The sequence below is a fragment of the Erythrobacter sp. NFXS35 genome, from assembly GCF_040148725.1.
Taxonomy (GTDB): Bacteria; Pseudomonadota; Alphaproteobacteria; order Sphingomonadales; family Sphingomonadaceae; genus Erythrobacter.
Genome location: NZ_JAGDEB010000001.1, coordinates 70,398 through 90,842, shown reverse-complemented (window position 1 = coordinate 90,842; position 20,445 = coordinate 70,398). Strand labels below are relative to the sequence as shown.

The 20,445-nt window shown below is 64.0% G+C and carries 17 protein-coding genes; 10 read left to right on the top strand and 7 right to left on the bottom strand.

All coding sequences use genetic code 11. The features are described from left to right. The first annotated feature begins 116 nt into the window (after positions 1 to 116). Entirely contained in the window at positions 117 to 1,346 is a 1,230-nt protein-coding gene (locus tag J3454_RS00475) for a class I SAM-dependent methyltransferase (RefSeq protein ID WP_349511803.1), read from the top strand. Here J3454_RS00475 and J3454_RS00470 read toward each other — a convergent pair. Next, on the bottom strand, positions 1,343 to 2,692 hold the full coding sequence (locus J3454_RS00470; RefSeq protein WP_349511802.1) for an acyltransferase family protein: 1,350 nt from the start codon (positions 2,690 to 2,692) through the stop codon (positions 1,343 to 1,345). The two genes, J3454_RS00475 and J3454_RS00470, sit on opposite strands and share 4 nt — an antisense overlap. A 126-nt stretch (positions 2,693 to 2,818) precedes the next feature. On the opposite strand from J3454_RS00470, the gene J3454_RS00465 reads away from it, so the two are divergent. The 3 genes from J3454_RS00465 (at position 2,819) to J3454_RS00455 (ending at position 7,115) form a co-directional block, all read left to right on the top strand. Further along, positions 2,819 to 4,039, top strand: a complete 1,221-nt coding sequence (locus tag J3454_RS00465) for an argininosuccinate synthase (RefSeq protein ID WP_349511801.1) — start codon at positions 2,819 to 2,821, stop codon at positions 4,037 to 4,039. A 941-nt stretch (positions 4,040 to 4,980) separates the two neighbouring features. Further along, on the top strand, positions 4,981 to 5,502 hold the full coding sequence (locus tag J3454_RS00460; RefSeq protein WP_349511800.1) for a septal ring lytic transglycosylase RlpA family protein: 522 nt from the start codon (positions 4,981 to 4,983) through the stop codon (positions 5,500 to 5,502). A gap of 257 nt (positions 5,503 to 5,759) precedes the next feature. Beyond that, a complete protein-coding gene (locus J3454_RS00455; protein ID WP_349511799.1) occupies positions 5,760 to 7,115 on the top strand; it encodes a sodium:solute symporter family transporter in 1,356 nt (451 codons plus the stop codon). 46 nt (positions 7,116 to 7,161) lie between these two features. Here J3454_RS00455 and J3454_RS00450 read toward each other — a convergent pair whose 3' ends face one another. The 6 genes from J3454_RS00450 to J3454_RS00425 form a co-directional block, all read right to left on the bottom strand. Further along, a complete protein-coding gene (locus J3454_RS00450) occupies positions 7,162 to 7,854 on the bottom strand; it encodes a hypothetical protein (protein ID WP_349511798.1) in 693 nt (230 codons plus the stop codon). A gap of 285 nt (positions 7,855 to 8,139) precedes the next feature. Further along, positions 8,140 to 9,450: a hypothetical protein gene (locus tag J3454_RS00445; RefSeq protein ID WP_349511797.1), complete on the bottom strand. Its 1,311-nt coding sequence runs from the start codon at positions 9,448 to 9,450 to the stop codon at positions 8,140 to 8,142. A gap of 146 nt (positions 9,451 to 9,596) precedes the next feature. Beyond that, the gene (uvrA, locus tag J3454_RS00440; protein ID WP_349511796.1) at positions 9,597 to 12,578 is read right to left on the bottom strand and encodes an excinuclease ABC subunit UvrA; all 2,982 of its coding nucleotides are present in this window, start codon (positions 12,576 to 12,578) and stop codon (positions 9,597 to 9,599) included. 406 nt (positions 12,579 to 12,984) lie between these two features. Beyond that, positions 12,985 to 13,767, bottom strand: coding sequence for an ABC transporter ATP-binding protein (locus tag J3454_RS00435; RefSeq protein WP_349511795.1), 783 nt, complete (start codon positions 13,765 to 13,767; stop codon positions 12,985 to 12,987). Next, on the bottom strand, positions 13,764 to 14,771 hold the full coding sequence (locus J3454_RS00430) for a FecCD family ABC transporter permease (RefSeq protein WP_349511794.1): 1,008 nt from the start codon (positions 14,769 to 14,771) through the stop codon (positions 13,764 to 13,766). The genes J3454_RS00435 and J3454_RS00430 overlap by 4 nt, the downstream gene beginning before the upstream one ends. Next, positions 14,768 to 15,568 carry an ABC transporter substrate-binding protein gene (locus J3454_RS00425; RefSeq protein WP_349511793.1) on the bottom strand — a complete coding sequence of 267 codons (801 nt, stop codon included), beginning with the start codon at positions 15,566 to 15,568 and terminating at the stop codon, positions 14,768 to 14,770. The genes J3454_RS00430 and J3454_RS00425 overlap by 4 nt, the downstream gene beginning before the upstream one ends. Positions 15,569 to 15,773: 205 nt before the next feature. Between J3454_RS00425 and J3454_RS00420 the strand changes: the two genes are divergently transcribed. The 6 genes from J3454_RS00420 (at position 15,774) to J3454_RS00395 (ending at position 20,414) form a co-directional block, all read left to right on the top strand. Continuing rightward, positions 15,774 to 16,895: a cell wall hydrolase gene (locus tag J3454_RS00420; protein ID WP_349511792.1), complete on the top strand. Its 1,122-nt coding sequence runs from the start codon at positions 15,774 to 15,776 to the stop codon at positions 16,893 to 16,895. Between the two features lie 152 nt (positions 16,896 to 17,047). Next, the gene (locus tag J3454_RS00415) at positions 17,048 to 17,398 is read left to right on the top strand and encodes a hypothetical protein (protein ID WP_349511791.1); all 351 of its coding nucleotides are present in this window, start codon (positions 17,048 to 17,050) and stop codon (positions 17,396 to 17,398) included. A gap of 249 nt (positions 17,399 to 17,647) precedes the next feature. Next, entirely contained in the window at positions 17,648 to 18,610 is a 963-nt protein-coding gene (mdh, locus tag J3454_RS00410) for a malate dehydrogenase (protein WP_349511790.1), read from the top strand. Between the two features lie 3 nt (positions 18,611 to 18,613). Beyond that, complete coding sequence (locus J3454_RS00405; protein ID WP_349511789.1) at positions 18,614 to 19,123, top strand: SMI1/KNR4 family protein; 510 nt, start codon at positions 18,614 to 18,616, stop codon at positions 19,121 to 19,123. Continuing rightward, on the top strand, positions 19,120 to 20,010 hold the full coding sequence (gene sucD / locus J3454_RS00400; RefSeq protein ID WP_349511788.1) for a succinate--CoA ligase subunit alpha: 891 nt from the start codon (positions 19,120 to 19,122) through the stop codon (positions 20,008 to 20,010). Before J3454_RS00405 ends, sucD begins: the two co-directional genes overlap by 4 nt. A 107-nt stretch (positions 20,011 to 20,117) precedes the next feature. Beyond that, positions 20,118 to 20,414 carry a GIY-YIG nuclease family protein gene (locus tag J3454_RS00395; protein ID WP_349511787.1) on the top strand — a complete coding sequence of 99 codons (297 nt, stop codon included), beginning with the start codon at positions 20,118 to 20,120 and terminating at the stop codon, positions 20,412 to 20,414. The last annotated feature ends 31 nt before the right edge of the window (positions 20,415 to 20,445 follow it).

The window sequence follows — 20,445 nt, the reverse complement described above, 5'->3', positions numbered from 1 at the left end:
CAGGGCGTTGAAGCCGGTTTTCCCGCTGTGCCACCCTGATCGCTGCGCCGGATTGCCACTTTGCCGGGCGGGCGGCACCGGTTAACCATCGGGCAGCAAATCACGAAAGGAGACCCATGAGCAAGGCACTCCTCGACCGCTTTCTCTCCCGCGCGGTCCGGCAAGGGCGGCTCGGCATCGTTTTCGCCGATGGCAGCGCCGATACCTATGGCACCGACGCGCAAGGCTTTCCCGATATCGTGCTGCGCTTCACCGACGACCGCGTTCCGCGCGACATCGTGATGGACCCGCGACTGGGCGCGGCCGAGGCGTTTATCGATGGCCGCCTGCTGATCGCGGAGGGCGACGTGATGGGCCTCGTCACCCTGCTGCGCGCCAACAATGCGTGGGACAAGGGTGGAGATATCGGGCGACCCAATCCGCTCAAGCGGCTGATCAACCGGGCGAGTTTTGCCGCGGAACAGGTCAACAACCGACTCGGCGCGAAGCAGAACGTCGCGCATCATTACGACATCGGCAATGATCTGTACGCGCTGATGCTGGATGACGAGCACTGGCAGTATTCCTGCGCCTATTGGCCGCAGGAGAACATGAAGCTGGGCGAGGCGCAAGCCGCGAAGCTGGCGCATATCGCGAACAAGCTGGCGCTGTCGCCGGGGCACACTGTGCTGGATATCGGCTGCGGCTGGGGCGGGATGGCGATCCATCTGGCAAAGCATCACGATGTGCGTGTCACCGGCGTCACCCTGTCGGAAGAACAGGCTGCCCTCGCCCGTGAGCGGGTCGCTGCCGCCGGGGTCGCGGACACAGTCGACATCGTACTGCAGGATTACCGCGACACCGCCGCTTCGGGCCGCAAGTTCGACCGGATCGTATCGGTCGGGATGTTCGAACATGTCGGACGCGCGCAGTTCGAAACTTTCTTCGAAGCTTGCGCCAACCTGCTGGAAGATGACGGGGTGATGCTGCTCCACACCATCGGGCGCATGGGGCGGCCCGGCACCACCGATGCCTTCACCCGCAAATACATCTTCCCCGGCGGCTATATCCCGGCGCTATCGGAGACGCTGGCAGCGTCCGAGAAATTCCGCCTGATCGCCGCCGATGTCGAAACGCTACGGCTGCATTATGCCCGTACCATCCGCCAGTGGTACGCCAACTGCATGGCCAATCGCGACGCGATCGTCGCGCTGCATGACGAACGCTTCTTCCGAATGTGGACGTTCTACCTCGCCGGGGCGGCGACAGTGTTCGAGCACGGCAGCATGTGCAATTACCAGATCCAGTACATCCGCAGCCGCCACTCGCTGCCGATCACGCGCGATTACCTGCTGGCGGGGGACTAGGCCGCAGTCCGATTGCGGGGGCGATATACCGGGCCGAACCCCATCAGCGCCGCGCCCACCAGCGGCAGCGCCACCACCCACCAGCGGATGCCGGAAATGCTGTCCGGGCTGGCGATTGTCAGTCCCGCCGTTGCCCCCAGCCCCGCGCAGATCGCCACCACGCCCAGCACCACCCGCAGCCGCGGCACGGTGCGCCCGCCGCGAATCAGGCCGAAGCTGCGTTCATGCCGCGCGAAGATCGCGATCATCGGCAGCAGCGCCAGCACATAGATCGCAATCCACATCGGGCGCGATACCCACCACGCGCCGGTGCCGGGAACCGAATCCAGCCCCGCGCCGCCCAGCAGCAGCCAAACGAGTGTCATCACCAGCACGAAGGCGGTGAGGTGCCACAGATAGATCGTCATGATCATCCCGTTCATCAGCACAGTCGCCGTCCAAATGCCGAGATTGTCCAGCATCCTGCGTCCCAGCGGCTCCAGCGCCAGCACCAGCCCGACCTGCACCATGCCGAGCGCGAACAGCGCCAGCGTCGGCGGCAGCGAGTTTGAGAAGCCGCCCGGCGCGGACACCATCGACACCGGATAGAAGCCATAAACGGTGATCGCGATCAGGGTGCCGAGCGACACGGCGAACCAAGCAAGCGCGAACAGGCGATTATCGAACTGCCCTGCGCGCCAGGCGAAGCCGAGTTGATGGATGGCGAGGAACACCCACAGGAAATTGGTGAAATTGACGTAGGGTACCCCGGCAGTGAAGGTCAGCCAATCGGTCAGCATCGCGGCAGGGATGAACGCCGCAAAGCTCGCCCACCCGAACCGCTGCCATGCGCGATGGGCCAGCGGAGTGCAGGCGGTGACCAGCAGATAGACCGCAAGGAACCACACCGGGATCAGCGCCGCTTCGGTCGCCATGCGGATTTGGTCGCGCGGCAGCCCGATCTGGGTCATCGCCACCGCCAGCGCCGTCCACAGCAGCAACACCGGGAACGTCGGCGTGATCAAGCGCTGCACCCGGTTGGCCAGCCAGTCGCGATAGACGCCCGCCTGCCCCGGCGCGGCATTGCGGGTCGTAACCTGCCAACTGACGCTGTTCGAATATCCGCCCACCAGAAAAAACACCGGCATGACCTGAAAACCCCAGGTCAGCCAATGCGTCCACGAAGCGACACTAAGCAGATCACCGCGTTGCAACGCGCCAGCCTCGTCGACATACAGCCCGGCCATTAGCCAGTGGCCCATCACCACCGCCATGATGGATACAGCACGCAGGAAATCGACCCAGCGGTTCCGCTCGGCCGGAGTCAGCTCTGCCAGTTCGCGCGCCTTGCTCCACATTGTCAGCATGAATCCCCCCGCATCAACAATAATGCCAGCAGTGCAATACCTTGGCAGTGACATCTGACCAAACCATTGATGCACGTCCAGCCGCCTGCTAACGCGCGCCGCGTTCACCCATCAAGGAATTCCTCCATGTCCGATCCCAAGCGCGTCGTCCTCGCCTATTCCGGCGGGCTCGATACCAGCGTCATCGCCAAATGGCTGAGCGTGGAGCGTGGGCTGGAAGTGGTGACCTTCACCGCCGATCTTGGTCAGGGTGAGGAAATCGAACCCGCCCGCGCCAAGGCGAAAGCGATGGGTATCCCTGACAATCACATCTTCATCGAAGACCTGCGCGAGGAATTCGTAGCCGACTTCGTCTTCCCGATGATGCGCGCCAATGCCCGGTATGAAGGCGACTATCTGCTCGGCACCTCGATCGCCCGCCCGCTGATCTCCAAGCGTCTGGTCGAGATCGCACACGAAACCAGCGCAGATTTCATCGCCCACGGCGCGACCGGCAAGGGCAATGATCAAGTGCGGTTCGAACTCAGCGCCTATGCGCTCGATCCGGACATCAAGGTGATCGCCCCGTGGCGCGAATGGGATCTGACCAGCCGCACCGCGCTGATCGCGTGGGCCGAAGCGCACCAGATCAACGTGCCCAAGGACAAGCGCGGCGACAGCCCGTTTTCGACCGACGCGAACCTGCTGCACACCTCGTCGGAAGGCAAAGTGCTGGAAGATCCCTGGGAGGAAACCCCCGATTACGTCTATTCGCGCACCGTTAATCCCGAAGACGCGCCGGACGTGCCGGAATACATCACGATCGATTTCGAATGCGGTGACGGCGTCGCGCTGAATGGCGAGGCGATGTCGCCCGCCACGCTGCTGACAGAGCTCAACGAGCTCGGCCGCAGGCACGGGATCGGGCGGCTCGATCTGGTCGAGAACCGCTTTGTCGGGATGAAGTCACGCGGGATGTATGAAACGCCGGGCGGCGAAATCTATGCCCGCGCGCACCGGGGCATCGAACAGATCACGCTGGATCGCGGCGCGGCGCACCTCAAGGACGAACTGATGCCGCGCTATGCCGAACTGATCTATAACGGATTCTGGTTCAGCCCCGAACGTGAGATGTTGCAGGCGGCGATCGACCATTCACAGGGCAAGGTGACCGGCACCGTGCGGCTGAAGTTGTACAAGGGGATAGCCAGCGTGGTCGGGCGCAAGTCGCCGCACTCCCTCTATTCCGAGGCGCATGTGACGTTCGAGGACGACGCGGGCGCTTACGATCAGAAGGACGCGGAAGGCTTCATCAAGCTGAACGGGTTGCGGTTGCGGCTGCTCGCCCGGCACAATCGCGACGCCTGAAAGGCCGGCATCGGCGAGTCGCCGCAGGACGGATTTGGGTTGCACCACCAAAAATGACAATCGGAAGGCGGTTTTCTTGCCGTGCCGCCATGGCGGACGCTGGAAATGCGATGAAGCGTTGAATTATCCACTCTCGTCCACAGGCGATCCGGGCAAAAGTGGATAACTCGCCTCTGAAAATCTTGCCAGATTGCCGGTTGAGGCGCAATTTCAACTTGTCTTCGGGGCACAGACCAACCGGAACGGAAAGCCGCAAGGCCTTGAAGTTCTGGAGGTTTTTATCCCAAGGATGGCGGTGGCACTTGTCCACGCGCTCGTCGAGAGGTGGCATGCAGAAGGCTTCGGCCAAATGCAAGCTGGCTCGTTCGAGACGGGAGCGAAGCTGAGCCACCGGACAGGCTGGGGAACTGGCCGGATCGGGTGATGGAGACGGACGCAAGTCCTGATCCGCCGCAAGCCCGGATCGGCAAGTTGCACAGTCTCGGCCAAGCGACTGCGCAAGGCAGCGGATATCGGAGGCTTCGGGCTTCGAGGAACGCAGCCGGGCAGAAGCGAAAGCCGGATGCCGGTGCGAGCGCCGGTGAGCAATCCCGGCACGGGCGGTCGCCAGACCAACCGGGTTGGGGCCAGACATCGGGCGCCAAGTACGTCCCGCAGCAAACACGACGGAAGGTTCGCCGGAAGTCATGAGAGCAAAGGGTGTCCACGCGCTGGTGAGAGTGGGGTCGGCAGCAATGCCGGCCCCATTTGCATTGCCCTGCCATTGAACATCGGCAACGTGCGACTCGCCTGCGGTGCGGTTTCCGCGGCTGCTTTACCGGTTGCGCTGTGGGCGTCCTGCCGCATTTTGCGTGCAATTCGGCGATGAGCCGAAGCTCACAGTCGGCGAACCGTTGCCAGTGGTTGCCTTGTGTGTGTTTCGGCACCTAGAGCCGCTCCTCATGTGGACAGGAACATACAAATCCGGCCTCAAACGACGCGGCGCCATGCCGATCGGGCTGATCGCCGTGGCAATCGGGCTTACGCCGCTGGCCGCGTCGATGGCAACCACGCCGACTGAGAATGCCTTATCACTCGAAGCTGCCGCCACCGCGACGGAACTCATGCCGCTGACCCAAGCGCATGAGCCCGAGGCCGCCGAAGCGTTGATCGATCAGCCCGTCACCACCAGCCTCGGCAGCGGCAGCGCTTCCTATTACGCCAGCAAGTTCCACGGTCGCCGCACCGCCAGCGGCGAGGCGTTCGACAACGGCGCGATGACAGCGGCGCACCGCACGTTGCCGTTCGGCAGCCTCGTTCGCGTCACCAATCCCGCGACCGGCGAGAGCGTTACGGTGCGGATCAATGATCGCGGCCCCTTCAGCCGCGGCCGCGTTATCGATGTAAGCCGGGCAGCCGCCGAAGAACTCGGGCTGGTCGCAAGCGGACATGCCGATGTCGAACTCGAACTGATCGAGGGCTAGTCGCGGCGCGCCGGCGCTGGCAATCCATGCATCCGCTGCCAGCGATAGTCCCCCGCATCATCGGAGCCTCCGGGCCTTCCGCCGCCAGACCCGATGCGATGCTGCGCCAGCGATCGGGCGCGAGGTCTTGCGCCACGCTGGATGTCGTTTAGGGCATACCGGCAGTCAACGCCGCGCCGGAACCGCACCGTCGCAGCGCAAGGGGGAATGCGGCCATCATACTCACGCTGATCCTGCTCTATGTCCTCGCGCAGGTTGTGCTCGCCGCATGGGCCGGGCGCGGGGCGACTTCGGATGCCGATTACCTCGTCGCCGGACGCAGCCTCGGTCCGTTCGCGGTGGCGATGAGCCTGTTCGCCACCTGGTTCGCGTCCGAAAGCCTGATCGCAACCTCCTCCGAGGTCGCCAGTGACGGGCTCGCAGGCGCCCGCACAGAACCCTTCGCCTACGCCCTCGGTATCCTCGCGATCGCGCTGTTCTTCGCGCACCGGCTGCGCAGCGGCAGCCACATCACCATCGCCGACTTCCTGCGCTCCCGGTTCGGTCAGGGCACCGAGATGCTGGCCGCCTGCGTCATCGCGCTCAGCGCCACCACCTGGGCCGCGGCGCAGCTCTATGCCTTCGCCACCATCATCGCCGCCGCATCCCCGTTCGACTTCCCCGTCGCGCTGGCCGGAGCGACCCTGCTGGTGCTCACCTACACCCTGTTCGGCGGGCTGGCGGGCGATGTGCTGACCGACATGGTGCAGGGCGCGATCATGGTCGCCGCAATGGTGGTGCTGGCGTTCCTGATGGTCGACGCCCACGGCGGCATCGCGGCGGCGGCGGCCAGCGTTCCGGCGCAGGCGTGGTCGTTCTCGCTGCCGGGCGAGAGCTGGACGCAGCGGGCAGAGCTGTGGCTGATCCCCATCGCCGGCACCATGGTCAGTCAGGAGGCGCTTGCCCGCACGCTCGCCGCCCGCTCGCCCGAGATCGCCCGCACCGGCGCGCTGGCGGGTGCCGGGATCTACCTCGTGGTCGGCATGATCCCCGTCAGCTTCGGCCTGTTCGGCCCCGGCCTCGCCCCGGTGCTGGGGGTGGAGCTGCCCGCCGACGAAGCCTTCCTCCCCACCCTTGCCGCCGCGCTGTTCCCGCCGTGGCTGCACATCGTCTTCACCGGCGCGCTGCTGTCGGCGATCCTGTCCTCGGTCGACTCCGCCCTGCTCGCCGTGTCCGCCGTGGCGACGGAGAGCGGGTATCGCCGCATCGCCCCTGCCGCCTCCCCCCGCACCATGCTGCGCGCGGCGAGAGGCGCGACCGTGATCGCCGGGCTCGTCGCCGCGCTGGTCGCGGCCTCGGGCGAGTCCCTGCGCGATCTCGTGCTCGATGCCGGAGCGATCGCGGCGGTGCTGGCCGTGCCGATCATCATGGGGCTGGCCGGACGCGGGCGCGGCACCCCTGCGGCTGTGGCGGCGATCATCGTGCAGGTCGCGGTGCTGGGCGTGCTCGACTGGGTGCTGGGCGTGGAGGGCGCGTTCCTGTGGATGGTCGCCGCGGGGCTTGCCACCTTCGCCGTGGTGGCCGCCCTACCCGCGCGTGACGGGCTTGCGGCGGGGCCTGTAGGAGACACATGAGACACTGTCCAGGAACCGAAAAACCGCCCTTGTGAGCGGGCACCGGTCAGTCGCTCGCGTCCCCCGGATCGTCGTCCGCGTAATCGTCCTCCCCGTCATCGTCTTCATCGCCATCATCGGCGTCGAAGTCGTCCGCATAGAGGTCGTCGTCCTCTCCGTAGTCGTCCGCGTCGTCGTCCTCGTCCCAGTCCTCGATCACCGGGGGGTTGAGCAGCCGGTCGATCCGCGCATCGAACTCCTGCCCGGCGCGGTTGACGCCGCAGCGGCTCTCCAGCCGGTCGAGCCGCGCCAGATGCGCCAGCAGCAGCCGCGCGTCATAGCGGGTGCGGGTGGCGACTTCCTCGCCGTGGTAGAACACGCTTTCGGTCACCCCGTTCAGCGCCCGGTCGGCGAGCACTTCTTCCACCTGCGGGCGGGCGAGCACCAGGGCGGCATCCCACAATTCGCGAAACTCGCCCGAGGCGCGCCGCATCCGGTAACAATGCGCGCGGCTGACCCCCGCCTGCGCCGCCGCCGCCCGAACATTGCCCCACTGCGACAGCGCGGTGAGGAAATGGGCCTGCACCTCGCGCGAAAGCCCGCCGAACGGCTCGGCCGGCGCGAGGGTCTGCAGATGCGCGGGAGCGGGTGCGGGTGCGGGCGCGGGCGCGAGCGGGGCGGCGGGCGAAGCGCGATCAGGCGCAGCGGTGAGCTGGGTGGAGGGTGTGTCGGTGCTGGCAGCGGGAGGCGTGGAGGACATGACGGGCGCGGCTCCTTGGGCGGGAGGGAGTTCGGTCGCGTCAGCGACCGCAAGGCCGACCGGCCGCCCGCAGGCCCGTCAGGGCCGAGGATAGCCAAGCGGGCGGACGCCCGCGCCGGCGCTTGAGGCAATCAAACGCGCGCGGGAGGCTATGCGGGAGTGGGGGGTGTAGGAAAGGGTCACTTACGTACAATTCAGCACACGATCGGGAGCCGAAAACTTCGCAGATCAGCCTAATTCAGACTAAAACCTTCAAACGATGTTTAATATTCAATCAAAATTTGACTATTCTGACGAGGCAATCAGCAGTTTGCATTCTGCATCTATTGCTTTCTCACAAAACTCCTGAAGCCTGGCTCTCAGATGGCTCTCACGAAATCCAATTCTATGCTTACCTTGATGCAAAATTCGAGATCGAAGGCCGTAAATTGACTTAAACTCCGCGATGATTTTTTCTCTCTCAGAGTAACTTTTTCCGATCATGTAAGCCAGTCTGTTCGACATTATTTCGCTTAGGCTCGCTTTTTCTGTGTTTACTGATGATCCAAGCAAAATTTCTAAACATGTCATCCGACGGACATAACGGAGAGCTTCGTCACTCCCCTTGAAGCTGTCAAAAAACCACTTGGACGCCAAAAGCAGATTTTCCTTCTTCGGCGCATCGAAGAGCTGGGAAATTTCGCTAAACTGCCGGTTCAGCCAAGGAAGTTGTGAGGTCTGCGGATAGCTTTCCGCGAAAGCGAACGATTTTATTGATTTAAGCGTTGACGACAGTTCGTCATCGACGAGCACCGATGCCATAGGGACATTCTGCCCACTCTCGTCAACCTGATGAACAATCCATCTGAATTGAGGTACAGGATCTTTGAAGTCATTTTTAAAGGTGAAGCACTTTTTCGCCAATCCTAAGCCGATGAATGATTCAAGTTGATTTTGCGCCAATCTTACTGGCTCTTGTGTCCCCCATGCACCGATAAAGCCCTGCACAGTCTGCGTGAAACAAACCGCATCCGGTTTCCACTCTTCTTTCTTGCTGCCAAGCAGCATTAGGGCACCTAAGCCCCTAACAGATCGAATGCGCTTCGCTATACGTTCGTTTTCATGGTTTAAAGGAAATGTCTCTGAAAACAAAAGATCCGGTATAAGTACAAATGCATCGCGGCCAATCGGAATTGTGCCAGTTTGGAACAATTCGGGCTGAATTTGCTTTTGCGAAAGCTCTATAGTGATGCGGTACGTCCAAGGGAGGCTCTCAAATTCCTCAACCAACCGTTCTGCTAGATCCGTCGCGTCCCTGTACCCGGGAGAGCCAATCAAAGGACTTCTGGGAACTTCTGTGTTAAAGTCTCTATCAGCCATTAATTCCAAGCGTATTTTTTCGGTTATAAACTCAATGAGTGGCAGATCGCCAATGCACCTCTCCATGTACTCTCTATTGACGCCATTTTCTGGTAAATTTTGTTGAGCGGCATATCCCGCAAAAAAAAATGACGGATAATGTGGAAAAGTTTCATTCTCCACCAGCAGATTTTTAAAGCCCTCGGATAATTCCTGAATAACCTTGCGCTTTACTTCTGGTCTTAACTTGAACTTCACCTCATTTAACTCCCCCAGGTCGCCCAAATTTTGCTGATCATCACTTTAGCAGCACAACAAGGGCACAATATACCGTCCGGTAAAGCTGCAATACACTTTCACCATCTCAGTCTTTGGATCAAGTCGGGCGCAGGTTCGTTCCTGGTTCACCGCTCCAACAACGGCGCCAGATACTGCCCCGTAAACGACCGCGGCTCCTTCACCACCTTCTCGGGCGTGCCCTCGGCGACAATCTCCCCGCCCCGCACGCCGCCTTCCGGCCCGAGGTCGATGATCCAGTCCGCGGTCTTGATCACGTCGAGGTTGTGTTCGATCACGACGACCGAATTGCCGCCCTCCACCAGCCGGTGCAGCACTTCGAGCAGTTTGCGCACATCCTCGAAATGCAGGCCGGTGGTCGGCTCGTCGAGGATATACAGCGTCTGTCCGGTGCTGCGCCGCGCGAGTTCCTTGGCGAGTTTCACCCGCTGCGCCTCGCCGCCCGATAGCGTGGTCGCCTGCTGGCCGACCTTGACGTAGCCCAGCCCCACCTCGTTCAGCATCCGCATCTTCTCGCGGATCGAAGGCACGGCCTTGAAGAAACCTTCCGCATCCTCGATCGTCATGTCGAGCACGTCGGCGATGCTGAGGCCCTTGAACTTCACCTCCAGCGTTTCCCGGTTGTAGCGTTTGCCGCCGCATTCCTCGCACGTCACGTAGACATCGGGGAGGAAGTGCATCTCGATCTTGATGAGGCCGTCGCCGTGGCACTTCTCGCAGCGGCCGCCCTTGACGTTGAAGCTGAAGCGCCCCGGCTTGTACCCGCGCGCGAGGCTTTCGGGCAGGCCGGCGAACCAGTCGCGGATCTGGGTGAAGGCGCCGGTGTAGGTGGCGGGGTTGGAGCGCGGGGTGCGGCCGATGGGGGACTGGTCGATCTCGATCACCTTGTCGCAGTACTCAAGGCCGGTGATGGAATCGTGCGCGCCCGCGATCACCCGCGCGCCGTTCAAGGCCCGCGCCGCGCCCGCCTGCAGCGTGTCGATGGTGAGCGAGGATTTGCCCGATCCCGAGACCCCGGTGATGCAGGTAAAGGTGCCGAGCGGGATCTTGGCCGTCACGCCCTTGAGATTGTTGGCGCGCGCGTTCTTGACCACGATCTTGTGGCCGTTGCCCTTGCGGCGTTTGGCGGGGATGTCGATCTTGCGCCGCCCGGTGAGGTAATCGGCGGTGAGCGATCCCTCGACCTTGAGGATGTCCTCGAGGGTGCCTTGCGCGACGATCTCGCCGCCATGCACGCCTGCACCCGGGCCGAGATCGACGATGTGGTCGGCGGTGCGGATGGCGTCCTCGTCATGCTCGACCACGATCACCGTATTGCCGAGATCGCGCAGGCGTTTGAGCGTTTCGAGCAGCCGGTCGTTGTCGCGCTGGTGGAGGCCGATGCTGGGTTCGTCGAGCACATACAGCACGCCCGACAAGCCGGAGCCGATCTGCGAGGCGAGGCGGATGCGCTGGCTTTCCCCGCCGCTGAGGGTGCCGCTGGTGCGGTCGAGATTGAGGTAGTCGAGCCCCACGTTGTCGAGGAAGCCCAGCCGCTCGTTGATCTCCTTCAGGATCGCCTTGGCAATCTGGCTTTGCTGCGAGGTCAGCTGCGCGTCGAGGCCAAGGAACCACGCCTTCGCATCGGCCACGCTCATCGCGACGGGGGTGGCGATGTCGGTATCGGCGATGCGGACGCTCAGCGCCTTTTCATTGAGCCGCTTGCCGCCGCACACTTCGCAGGGTTGGGCTGTCTGATACTTCGACAGCTCCTCGCGCATCCAGGTGCTTTCGGTCTGGAGCAGGCGGCGGTTCAGGTTGCCGATCACGCCTTCGAACGCCTTGTTGACGGTGTATTCGCGGCGGCCGTCCTTGAAGGTCAGCGGCACCGGCATCCCGCCTGTGCCGTGGAGGATGATCAGCTTCTGATCCGGCTCCAGATCGGCCCATGGCGTCGTGAGGTTGAAGCCATACGCCTTGGCGAGGCTGGCGAGCACCTGCATGTAATAGGGCGACGGCGGGTTGGACTTGGCCCACGGCACCACCGCGCCCTGTTTCAGGGTCAGTGCCTCGTTCGGGACGACCAGTTGCGGATCGAACAGCTGCTTTTCGCCGATCCCGTCACACGCCGCACACGCGCCTTGCGGGGCGTTGAAGCTGAACAGGCGCGGTTCGATCGCTTCCAGTGTGAAGCCGGAGACCGGACAGGCGAATTTCTCGGAGAAGACGATGCGGTTCGCGGCGAGACCAGCGCCCTTCATCTTGCCGCCATCCTGCGCGTGAGTCCCCGCGTAGGCGGGGACCTCAGTCGAGGAAGCGCCATCCTGCGGGAGGTCCCCGCCTGCGCGGGGACTCGCATTGGCTTTCGCTGTGAGTTCAGCAACGGTCGTATCGGCCAGATCGACATAGGCCAGCCCCTCGGCCAGCTTCAGCGCCTGTTCGAAGCTGTCGGCGAGGCGGGTTTCGATGCCCTCCTTCACCGCGATCCGGTCAACCACCACTTCGATGTCGTGCTTGTATTTCTTGTCGAGCGCGGGCGCTTCCTCGATGGGATACATCTCGCCGTCGATCCGCACGCGGGTGAAGCCGCTGCGCTGCCATTCCGCCAGTTCCTTGCGGTATTCGCCCTTGCGCCCGCGCACCACCGGGGCGAGCAGGAACAGCCGTGTGCCTTCGGGCAGGGCCATCACCCGGTCGACCATCTGGCTCACCGTCTGCGCCGAAATCGGCAGGCCGGTCGCAGGCGAATAGGGCGTACCGACCCGCGCCCACAGCAGGCGCATGTAGTCGTAGATTTCGGTGACGGTCGCCACGGTCGAGCGCGGGTTGCGGCTCGTGGTCTTTTGCTCGATCGAAATCGCGGGGCTGAGGCCGTCGATATGCTCGACATCGGGCTTCTGCATCATTTCGAGGAACTGGCGCGCATAGGCGCTGAGGCTCTCGACATAGCGCCGCTGCCCTTCGGCATAGATGGTGTCGAACGCGAGGCTCGATTTGCCGCTGCCGGAAAGGCCCGTTACCACGATCAGCGCATCGCGCGGCAGATCGATATCGATGCCCTTGAGGTTATGTTCGCGCGCGCCGCGCACGGAAATCGTCGTAAGGCTCATGGGCGTCGCTTGTTCCGGAAATGTTCGCTAAAGTAAAGGCCGCGCTGCGTCTGGGGCCTGAGGCGGTTTGCAGATGGCCCCTCCCCTGCCCCGATGCAACGGCGAAGGTGCGAAGAAGTTTCGAAAAACCGGTTGCGCGGTGAAGGCTCCGGCTCCGGATCAGGGCGCAGCGGGGTGCGGAGCATCAAGCTGTTCTGATTTTTTTAATCTGCTTTTTTATAATTTTAGATGTAAATAGCCCTGCCCTACAGAAAAACTATAGTCGCCAGACCTGCCGCACTGAGCCAAGACACAGTCCTCTTCTGCTTCTCCCCCGCCGGGTCCCTTGCAGGGTCGCAACCTGGCTAAAGTCAGAGGACAACAGGAAACCGGGACACGCTGATCTGCATGACCATGCGGTCGCAGGTCAGCGTCCCGGCGACGGGTTGGACAGGCGTGCTGGCGATGGCTCGCCTGCCACCAGCGCCCGTGCCCCCGGCTCCCCCAGCCAGCGAGCATCAATGCCCCAGGCCTGCGCGATCATGGCGGGCGCCAGCGCGTCGGCTGCCGGACCATCGGCGACCAGCTGCCCACGATCCAGCACCAGCACCCGGTCCGCATGGTTCATCGCCAGCGCCAGATCGTGCAGCACCACCACCACCCCCTGCCCGGCCTGCGCACAGGATTGGAAATGCGCGATCAGCCGCAACTGATGCGCCAGATCGAGCGCGGCGAGAGGCTCGTCAGCCAATATCCAGCGCGGCTCCCCTGCCAGCACCCGCGCCAACAGCACCCGCGCGCGTTCTCCGCCCGACAGGCGGCTGGCCGGGCGCGTGCGCAAGTCCTGCAAGGCCAGCGCGGTGAGCGCCGCCTCGACTGCATCCGCCCCGCGATCGCGCCACGGCAGGCGGCCCAGCGCGACAAGGTTCTCTACTGCCACGTCCCAGGCGATTTCCGGCGCTTGGGGCAGATAGCCGATGGCCTGCGCACGTTCGCGCGGCGGCATGTCGCCCAGCGACCTGTCATCCAGCAGCACGGCGCCGTCTGCCGGATCAAGCAGACCTGCCAGTCCCAGCAGCAGGCTCGATTTGCCTGCGCCATTGGGGCCGACGATCGCGGTGATCGCGCCCGGTTTCAGGGCGGCGGACAGGCCATCCACCACCCGCACGCCGCCCCGGTCAAGCGACAGGTTCTGTGCTGCCAGCATCATAACCTCCCCCGCCGCATCTTGATCAGCAGCCACAGGAAGAACGGCGCGCCGATCAGCGAGAGCGCAATGCCGAGCCGCAGTTCCGTGACCAGCGGCAACACCCGCACGATGGAATCGGCAGCCAACACCAGACAGGCTCCCGCCAGCGCACTGGGCAGGATCAGGCTGGATGGCAGCCGGTCGGTCAGCGGGCGCACCAGATGCGGCACGACAAGGCCGACAAAGCCGATGATCCCGGCCACCGCCACTCCCGCGCCGACGGTCAGCCCCACGCCGATCACCAGCAACCACAGCAGCCACGCCGGATCGAGCCCCATCGAGCGCGCCGCCTCCTCCCCCAGCGTCAATGCATCGAGGCTGCGCGCCGCCAGCGCCAGCACTGCAATTCCCGCAGCCACCAGCGGCGCGGCGATCATCACTTCGCGCCACGACCGGTCGGTGAGCGCGCCGTTGAGCCACATCACGATCTCGGACAGGGCGAACGGATTGGGTGCCAGCGTGATGGCGAGCGCGGTGAGCGCGCCCGCGAGGCTGGCGATCATCAACCCGGCGAGTGTGAACAGCGCGATCCCGCCGCCTGCGCCGCCCTGCGCATCCGACGACGTGCGCCCGGCGATCAGCGCCAGCAGCGCCATGCCGGTGCCTGCCCCGGTCAGCGCCAGAAGCGGCAGGCTCCATGCAGCCCATGCAGCGGGCACAGCTGCGCCGAGCCAGAAACTCGCCACCGCGCCCAATGCCGCCATCGGCGCGATACCGAACAGTCCGGGATCGGCGAGCGGATTGCGCAAGTAACCCTGCATCGCCGCACCAGCCGCGCCCAGCCCTGCGCCGACGATGATCGCCAGCACCGCACGCGGCAGGCGCAGTTCGGCAAGGATCAGCGCGGCATTGGCCGCCCCGCTGCCCGCGACATCGAACGGATCGATCCACACCCGCCCCGCCAGCAGCGACAGCGGCACCAGCGCCGCTAGCAGCGCCGCAAACACCAGCGCGGCGCGGTTCACGGGCGAAGTCCTGCGCGGACATCGTCAAGCCGCTGCGCGAGATCGATCACGGTCGGCCCGCCGCAGAACAGCAGGCGCGATGGCAGTTGCTCAACCCGCGTTTGCGTGAGCCGCGCCAGCAAGGGGTGACGCTGCCCGGCGCTGTCGCCTGCGACCAGCAACAGTTCGGGCGGATGCGCGAGTACCGTTTCCAGCGCGACGAAATCAGCCTGCGCCAGCCCCATCGCAGCGGCATGGCTGGCGAGGTTTCTGGAACGCAGCATCTCGGCCACCAGCGTTGCCTCGCCCGCCACGATCTCGCCCGGCTGCCACAGCAGGGTGGTTATGGCGCGGCCATCGCTGACGTGTGCGGAGGCCTGTGTGATCGCATCCACCAGCGCTTCGCCCGCCTGCTCGCGCCCGGCCAATGCCGCCACTTCGCGGACCTGCGCGATGCTTTCGTTCACAGACCTCGGACTTCCGAAAGTTTCGACCCGCAAGCCCGCGTCTTCGAGCGCGCTGCGGGTGGCGGGCGCAATGAAGCTGGATGCCAGCACCAGATCGGGGGCGAGCGCGATGATCTCCTCCGCGGTGCCGCCGGTGATCGCGAAACCGGCTGCGATGTCCTGCGGAATCGAACTTGAACCGGGATCGCGGCTGTAGTGCGACAGCGCCATCACCTGACCCGGCGCGGCCACCTCGACAAGGATCGCATCGAGGCAGGGGTTGAGGCTGACGATCGCAGGGCCATCGGTGCTGCCGCCGGTTACGTCCGCTGGCGTGCACGCGGCTGTCAGCAACAGCAAAAGCGTGCCCAAGGTACCACGCGTGCCCCTCGCTGATGTGTCCCGATCCTGCGCCATGTTCGCTGCCCGCGATAGGGCCGCCCTGCCTACGGCGCAAGCAGGTGCGTCCTGCGCGATGGGTCGGTCATATCTGCGGCGCTGCCTGTCCGGTTTCGGGACGCCGGGTGGCGGGACGCTCGCAGGCGAAGGGGAGGCTCGCTAGGGCGGGCGAGACGTAATGCCGCTCCGTTCCGCCATCTTCGCGTTGATCGCCTCCCTCGCCGGTCCTGCCGTCACCCCGGCGCATGGCACCTGGCGCAAGCGGTTCGCGGTGCTGGCAGCAGCGATCGCCATTCCCGCGCTCGCCGCTCCCGGAAGCCTTGTGGCGTTGCCCGGCGCGGCGATCGAACCGCACACCGCGCTCGCCATTCGCCAAGCCGCCGATGCCGCGCTTCCGTTCGAACGGCCGGGCATGACCTTTCCCGGATCGGCGTTCTACTACCTCGCCGATCCCCCCGGCACCGCGCTGGTGGCACTGCCCAAGGCCGATCCGCTGTCGTCGGGCGCAGAGGACGGCCGCGAACTGGGTGCACTCATCGATGTCGGCGCGGCGGCGAAGCCGTTCTTCTCTGCCGGTGTCGGCCTTACCCATGCCCGGGCGGCTGAGTGCCTTGCGCAGGCGGTGTGGTACGAAGCCGCCAGCGAAACCGAAGCCGGACAGCGCGCCGTGGCGCAGGTGGTGCTCAACCGGGTGGCGCATCCTTCATGGCCCGCCAGCGTGTGCGGGGTGGTGTATCAGGGCTCTGCGCGCAAGACCGGGTGCCAGTTCTCCTTCACCTGCGACGGCAGCCTTGCCCGCCGACCAAGCGGCACAAGCTGGACGCGCGCGCAGCGGGTGGCTGAGGCGGCGCTGGCGGGCAGCGTCTATGCGCCGGTCGGGCACGCGACCCATTACCACACCCTCTGGGTCAATCCTTATTGGGCAGGCAGCCTCGATCACATCGGCACGATCGGCGCGCACCGGTTCTACCGCTTACGCGGCGGAGCGGGCGAGCGCAGCGCCTTCACCATGGCTTATGCGGGGCTAGAGAGCGGTCCCGCCACCCAGCGCAGTTCCGCCGCCGATACGTTGACCGCGACGCCAGTGCCGCGCCCCACCATCGCCTATGATCTCGCGCCGATCACCGGCAGCGAGACACCAGAGAGAACCACCAACCAAACCAATGCGGCCGAAGGCTCCTTCCCTGCTGTGGCCGATGCCGCACTTGCCGGGGCCGGACAGGTCAAGGCGGAATATGCCCGCGCCGGTCAGTGGAAGGCCCGCCCCGGCGAAACGCCTGCGCCCGCTGCGGACCAGTGAACCGCCTCGCGCCGCTGCGCACACAAGGTTAAGCTCTCCGAAACCCTGTCCGGACACCAAGGTTTAGTCTGGCGCTGCTAATCCTGCTGCCAACAACAATAACGCTCCGCCAATCCCCTTGGCGAACGGCTCGCAGCAGGAATCCCCCACATATGTCGATCCGCCTTGCCCCCGCCCAGGACCCTGCCCGCATCGCTGGAAAGCACGCAGCCGGGCGCGGATTGGTGACCCGGGTGCAGGTGATGGCGGTCAACGATAACGAGGGTGCGGCAGACGGCAGCGCAGAGGCCGAAATCGCCCCGGGCGGCTTCGATCCGGTGCTAGTAGAGGCGCTGCGCCACTTCGCCCGCCACGGCCTGCAGGCGCCCCGCATCGCCTATGACGAGGCCGAGCGGGCGGCAAGTGAAGGCAACGCGCCCGGCGCAGCGCACTGGATCGCGATCACCGGTATGTTCGACCGCCGCCTTGCCGCAGCGGCAAGCGCGGAGCAGATATCCGCCTGATCCACCTGTATCCAGGATAGGGTGTTTCCCAGAGGGGTTGACTCGAAGCCCTTAATGCAATTGCGAACTGATTGCAAAGATAGTTGCCGCATCAGACCTTTTGACGGTTGCAATCATATTCCCAGCCGCTTACCGCGCCCTATGTAACGGGTGCCAAGCCGCTTGGGACGGGGGTCGGCACCAGCGCCGCGTCATAGCGCCGCGCAAACGTATTTTCGTCCCGATGGATCAGGGAAGGAAGTCGAAATAATGGCCCGCACCAAGATTGCGCTGATCGGCGCAGGGAACATCGGCGGCACACTCGCCCACCTCGCAGCAACCAAAGGCCTCGGCGACGTCGTGCTGTTCGACGTGGCCGAAGGCATGCCGCAGGGCAAGGCGCTCGATCTTTCGCAGTGCGGCCCGGTCGAAGGCTTCGACGCCAAGATCACCGGATCGAACGATTATGCCGATATCGCAGGCGCTGACGTCGTGATCGTCACTGCAGGCGTCGCGCGCAAGCCCGGCATGAGCCGCGATGATCTGCTCGGCATCAATCTGAAGGTGATGAAGGCGGTTGGCGAAGGCATCAAGAACAACTGCCCCGATGCTTTCGTGATCTGCATCACCAACCCGCTCGACGCGATGGTGTGGGCGCTGCGCGAATTTTCGGGTCTTCCGGCCAACAAGGTCGTCGGCATGGCGGGCGTGCTGGACTCGGCGCGGTTCGCCACCTTCCTCGCTTGGGAATTCGGCGTTTCGGTGAAGGACGTGAACGCCTTTGTGCTCGGCGGCCACGGCGACACGATGGTGCCGGTGCTGAGCTACTCGACCATCAACGGTATTCCGGTGGCGGACATGGCCAAGATCAAGGGCATTTCCGAAGACCGCCTCGGCGAAATCGTCAAGCGCACCCGCGCGGGCGGCGGCGAAATCGTCGCACTGCTCGGCAATGGCTCGGCCTATTATGCGCCTGCCACCAGCGCCATTTCGATGGCCGAAGCCTATCTCTACGACCAGAAGCGCGTCCTGCCTTGCGCGGTGCAGGTTGACGGCAAGTACGGCGTCGACGGGCTTTATGTCGGCGTGCCGGTGGTGATCGGCGCAGGCGGCGCGGAAGAGGTGATCGAGATCAGCCTGACCGACGAGGAAAAGGCGAACCTCGGCGTCAGCGTCGATGCGGTCAAGGAACTGCTCGAAGCCTGCAAGGCGCTGGATAGTTCGCTGGCGTAAATCGTGACGGTCGCCGATTTTCTTGCTTTGGTCGAACCGCAATCGCCGCCTCCGGCTGAGGAAGCGATTGCGGCCTTCGAAGCAAAGATCGGAAGCGCGCTGCCACAAAACTATCGTCAGTTCCTGGCGCGGTGCGGCGGCGGAAGATTGAAGGACGCGCTCTGGCTGAACGAAAATGTGGGCGTGGAGGATGTGGCGGGGTTTCAGGTCTCGCGCAAAGATGTGACCCGCTCGCTCCCTTACTATTTCGATCTCTACAAAGGACGCATCCCGACTGCTCTCGTCCCGATTATGTCAGACGGATTTGGCAACAAGATCTGCCTCGGCATCAAGGGCGGGCACTCAGGCAAAGTCTATTTCTGGGATCACGAGTTGGAATACGATGAAGACGACTGGACCGATGACGTGAGTGCGTCTGAAAATATCCAGCTTGTCGCGAGTTCATTCGACGAATTTGTTGCCGGTCTGCGGGAAGACCCTGACGCGGCTGAGAACGAAAAGGACCATCAATGAGCATCCTCGTAAACAAAGACACCAAGGTCATCACCCAAGGGATGACCGGCAACACCGGCACCTTCCACACCCAGGCCGCGCTCGATTACGGGACGCAGATGGTCGCGGGCGTGACCCCCGGCAAGGGCGGCACCACCCATATCGGCCTGCCGCAGTTCGACACCGTGCGCGAAGCCAAGGCCGCGACCGGCGCGACCGCCTCGTGCATCTACGTCCCGCCGCCGTTCGCTGCTGACGCGATCTGCGAAGCGATCGATGCCGAGATCGAGCTGATCATCTGCATCACCGAAGGCATCCCGGTGCTCGACATGGTCCGCGCCAAGCGCGCGCTTTCGGGTTCCAAGTCGCGCCTGATCGGCCCCAACTGCCCCGGCGTGCTGACCCCGAATGAATGCAAGATCGGCATCATGCCGGCCAACATCTTCAAGAAGGGCAGCGTCGGCATCGTCTCGCGTTCGGGCACGCTCACCTATGAAGCCGTGCACCAGACCACCATGGCGGGCCTCGGCCAGACCACGGCAGTGGGCATCGGCGGCGATCCGGTCAATGGCACCAACTTCATCGATATGCTCGACCTGTTCCTTGATGATCCGGAAACGGAAAGCATCATCATGATCGGCGAAATCGGCGGATCGGCCGAAGAAGAAGCCGCCGCCTTCATCAAGGCCGAACGCGCCAAGGGCCGCGCCAAGCCGATGGTCGGCTTCATCGCCGGCCTCACCGCCCCTCCGGGCCGCCGCATGGGCCACGCGGGCGCGATCGTCAGCGGCGGTCAGGGCGGCGCGCAGGACAAGATTTCGGCAATGGAGGATGCAGGCATCCGCGTCAGCCCCTCGCCATCCGAACTCGGCACCACGCTGGCGGCAATGCTGAAAGAAATGGCCTGAACGATTGTGAGTCCCCGCGCAGGCGGGGACCTCAGTCGGGGTAGTGCAACACAGCCTGAGATCCCCGCCTTCGCGGGGACTCACAAGAAGGAAAACGAGACAGGCAATTGAAAGGCGGGTTCGTCTACATCCTGAGCAACAAGCCGGACGGAGTGCTCTACATCGGGGTTACCACCGATCTGGCGACAAGGATTGAACAACACCGCCTCGGCAAGGTTTCAAGCTTTACGAAGACATACAATTGCCACCGCCCTGTCTGGTTTGAATGGTTTGATGATCTGAACGATGCGCAGCGTTTCGAACGGCGCATGAAGAAGTGGAACCGGGAATGGAAAGTGACACGGATCGAGGACCGCAATCCGACGTGGGACGATCTGACTTCAACCATTCCGCATATTATCTGAGCGGGATGTCGCTCTGAAACGAGGGAGGTCC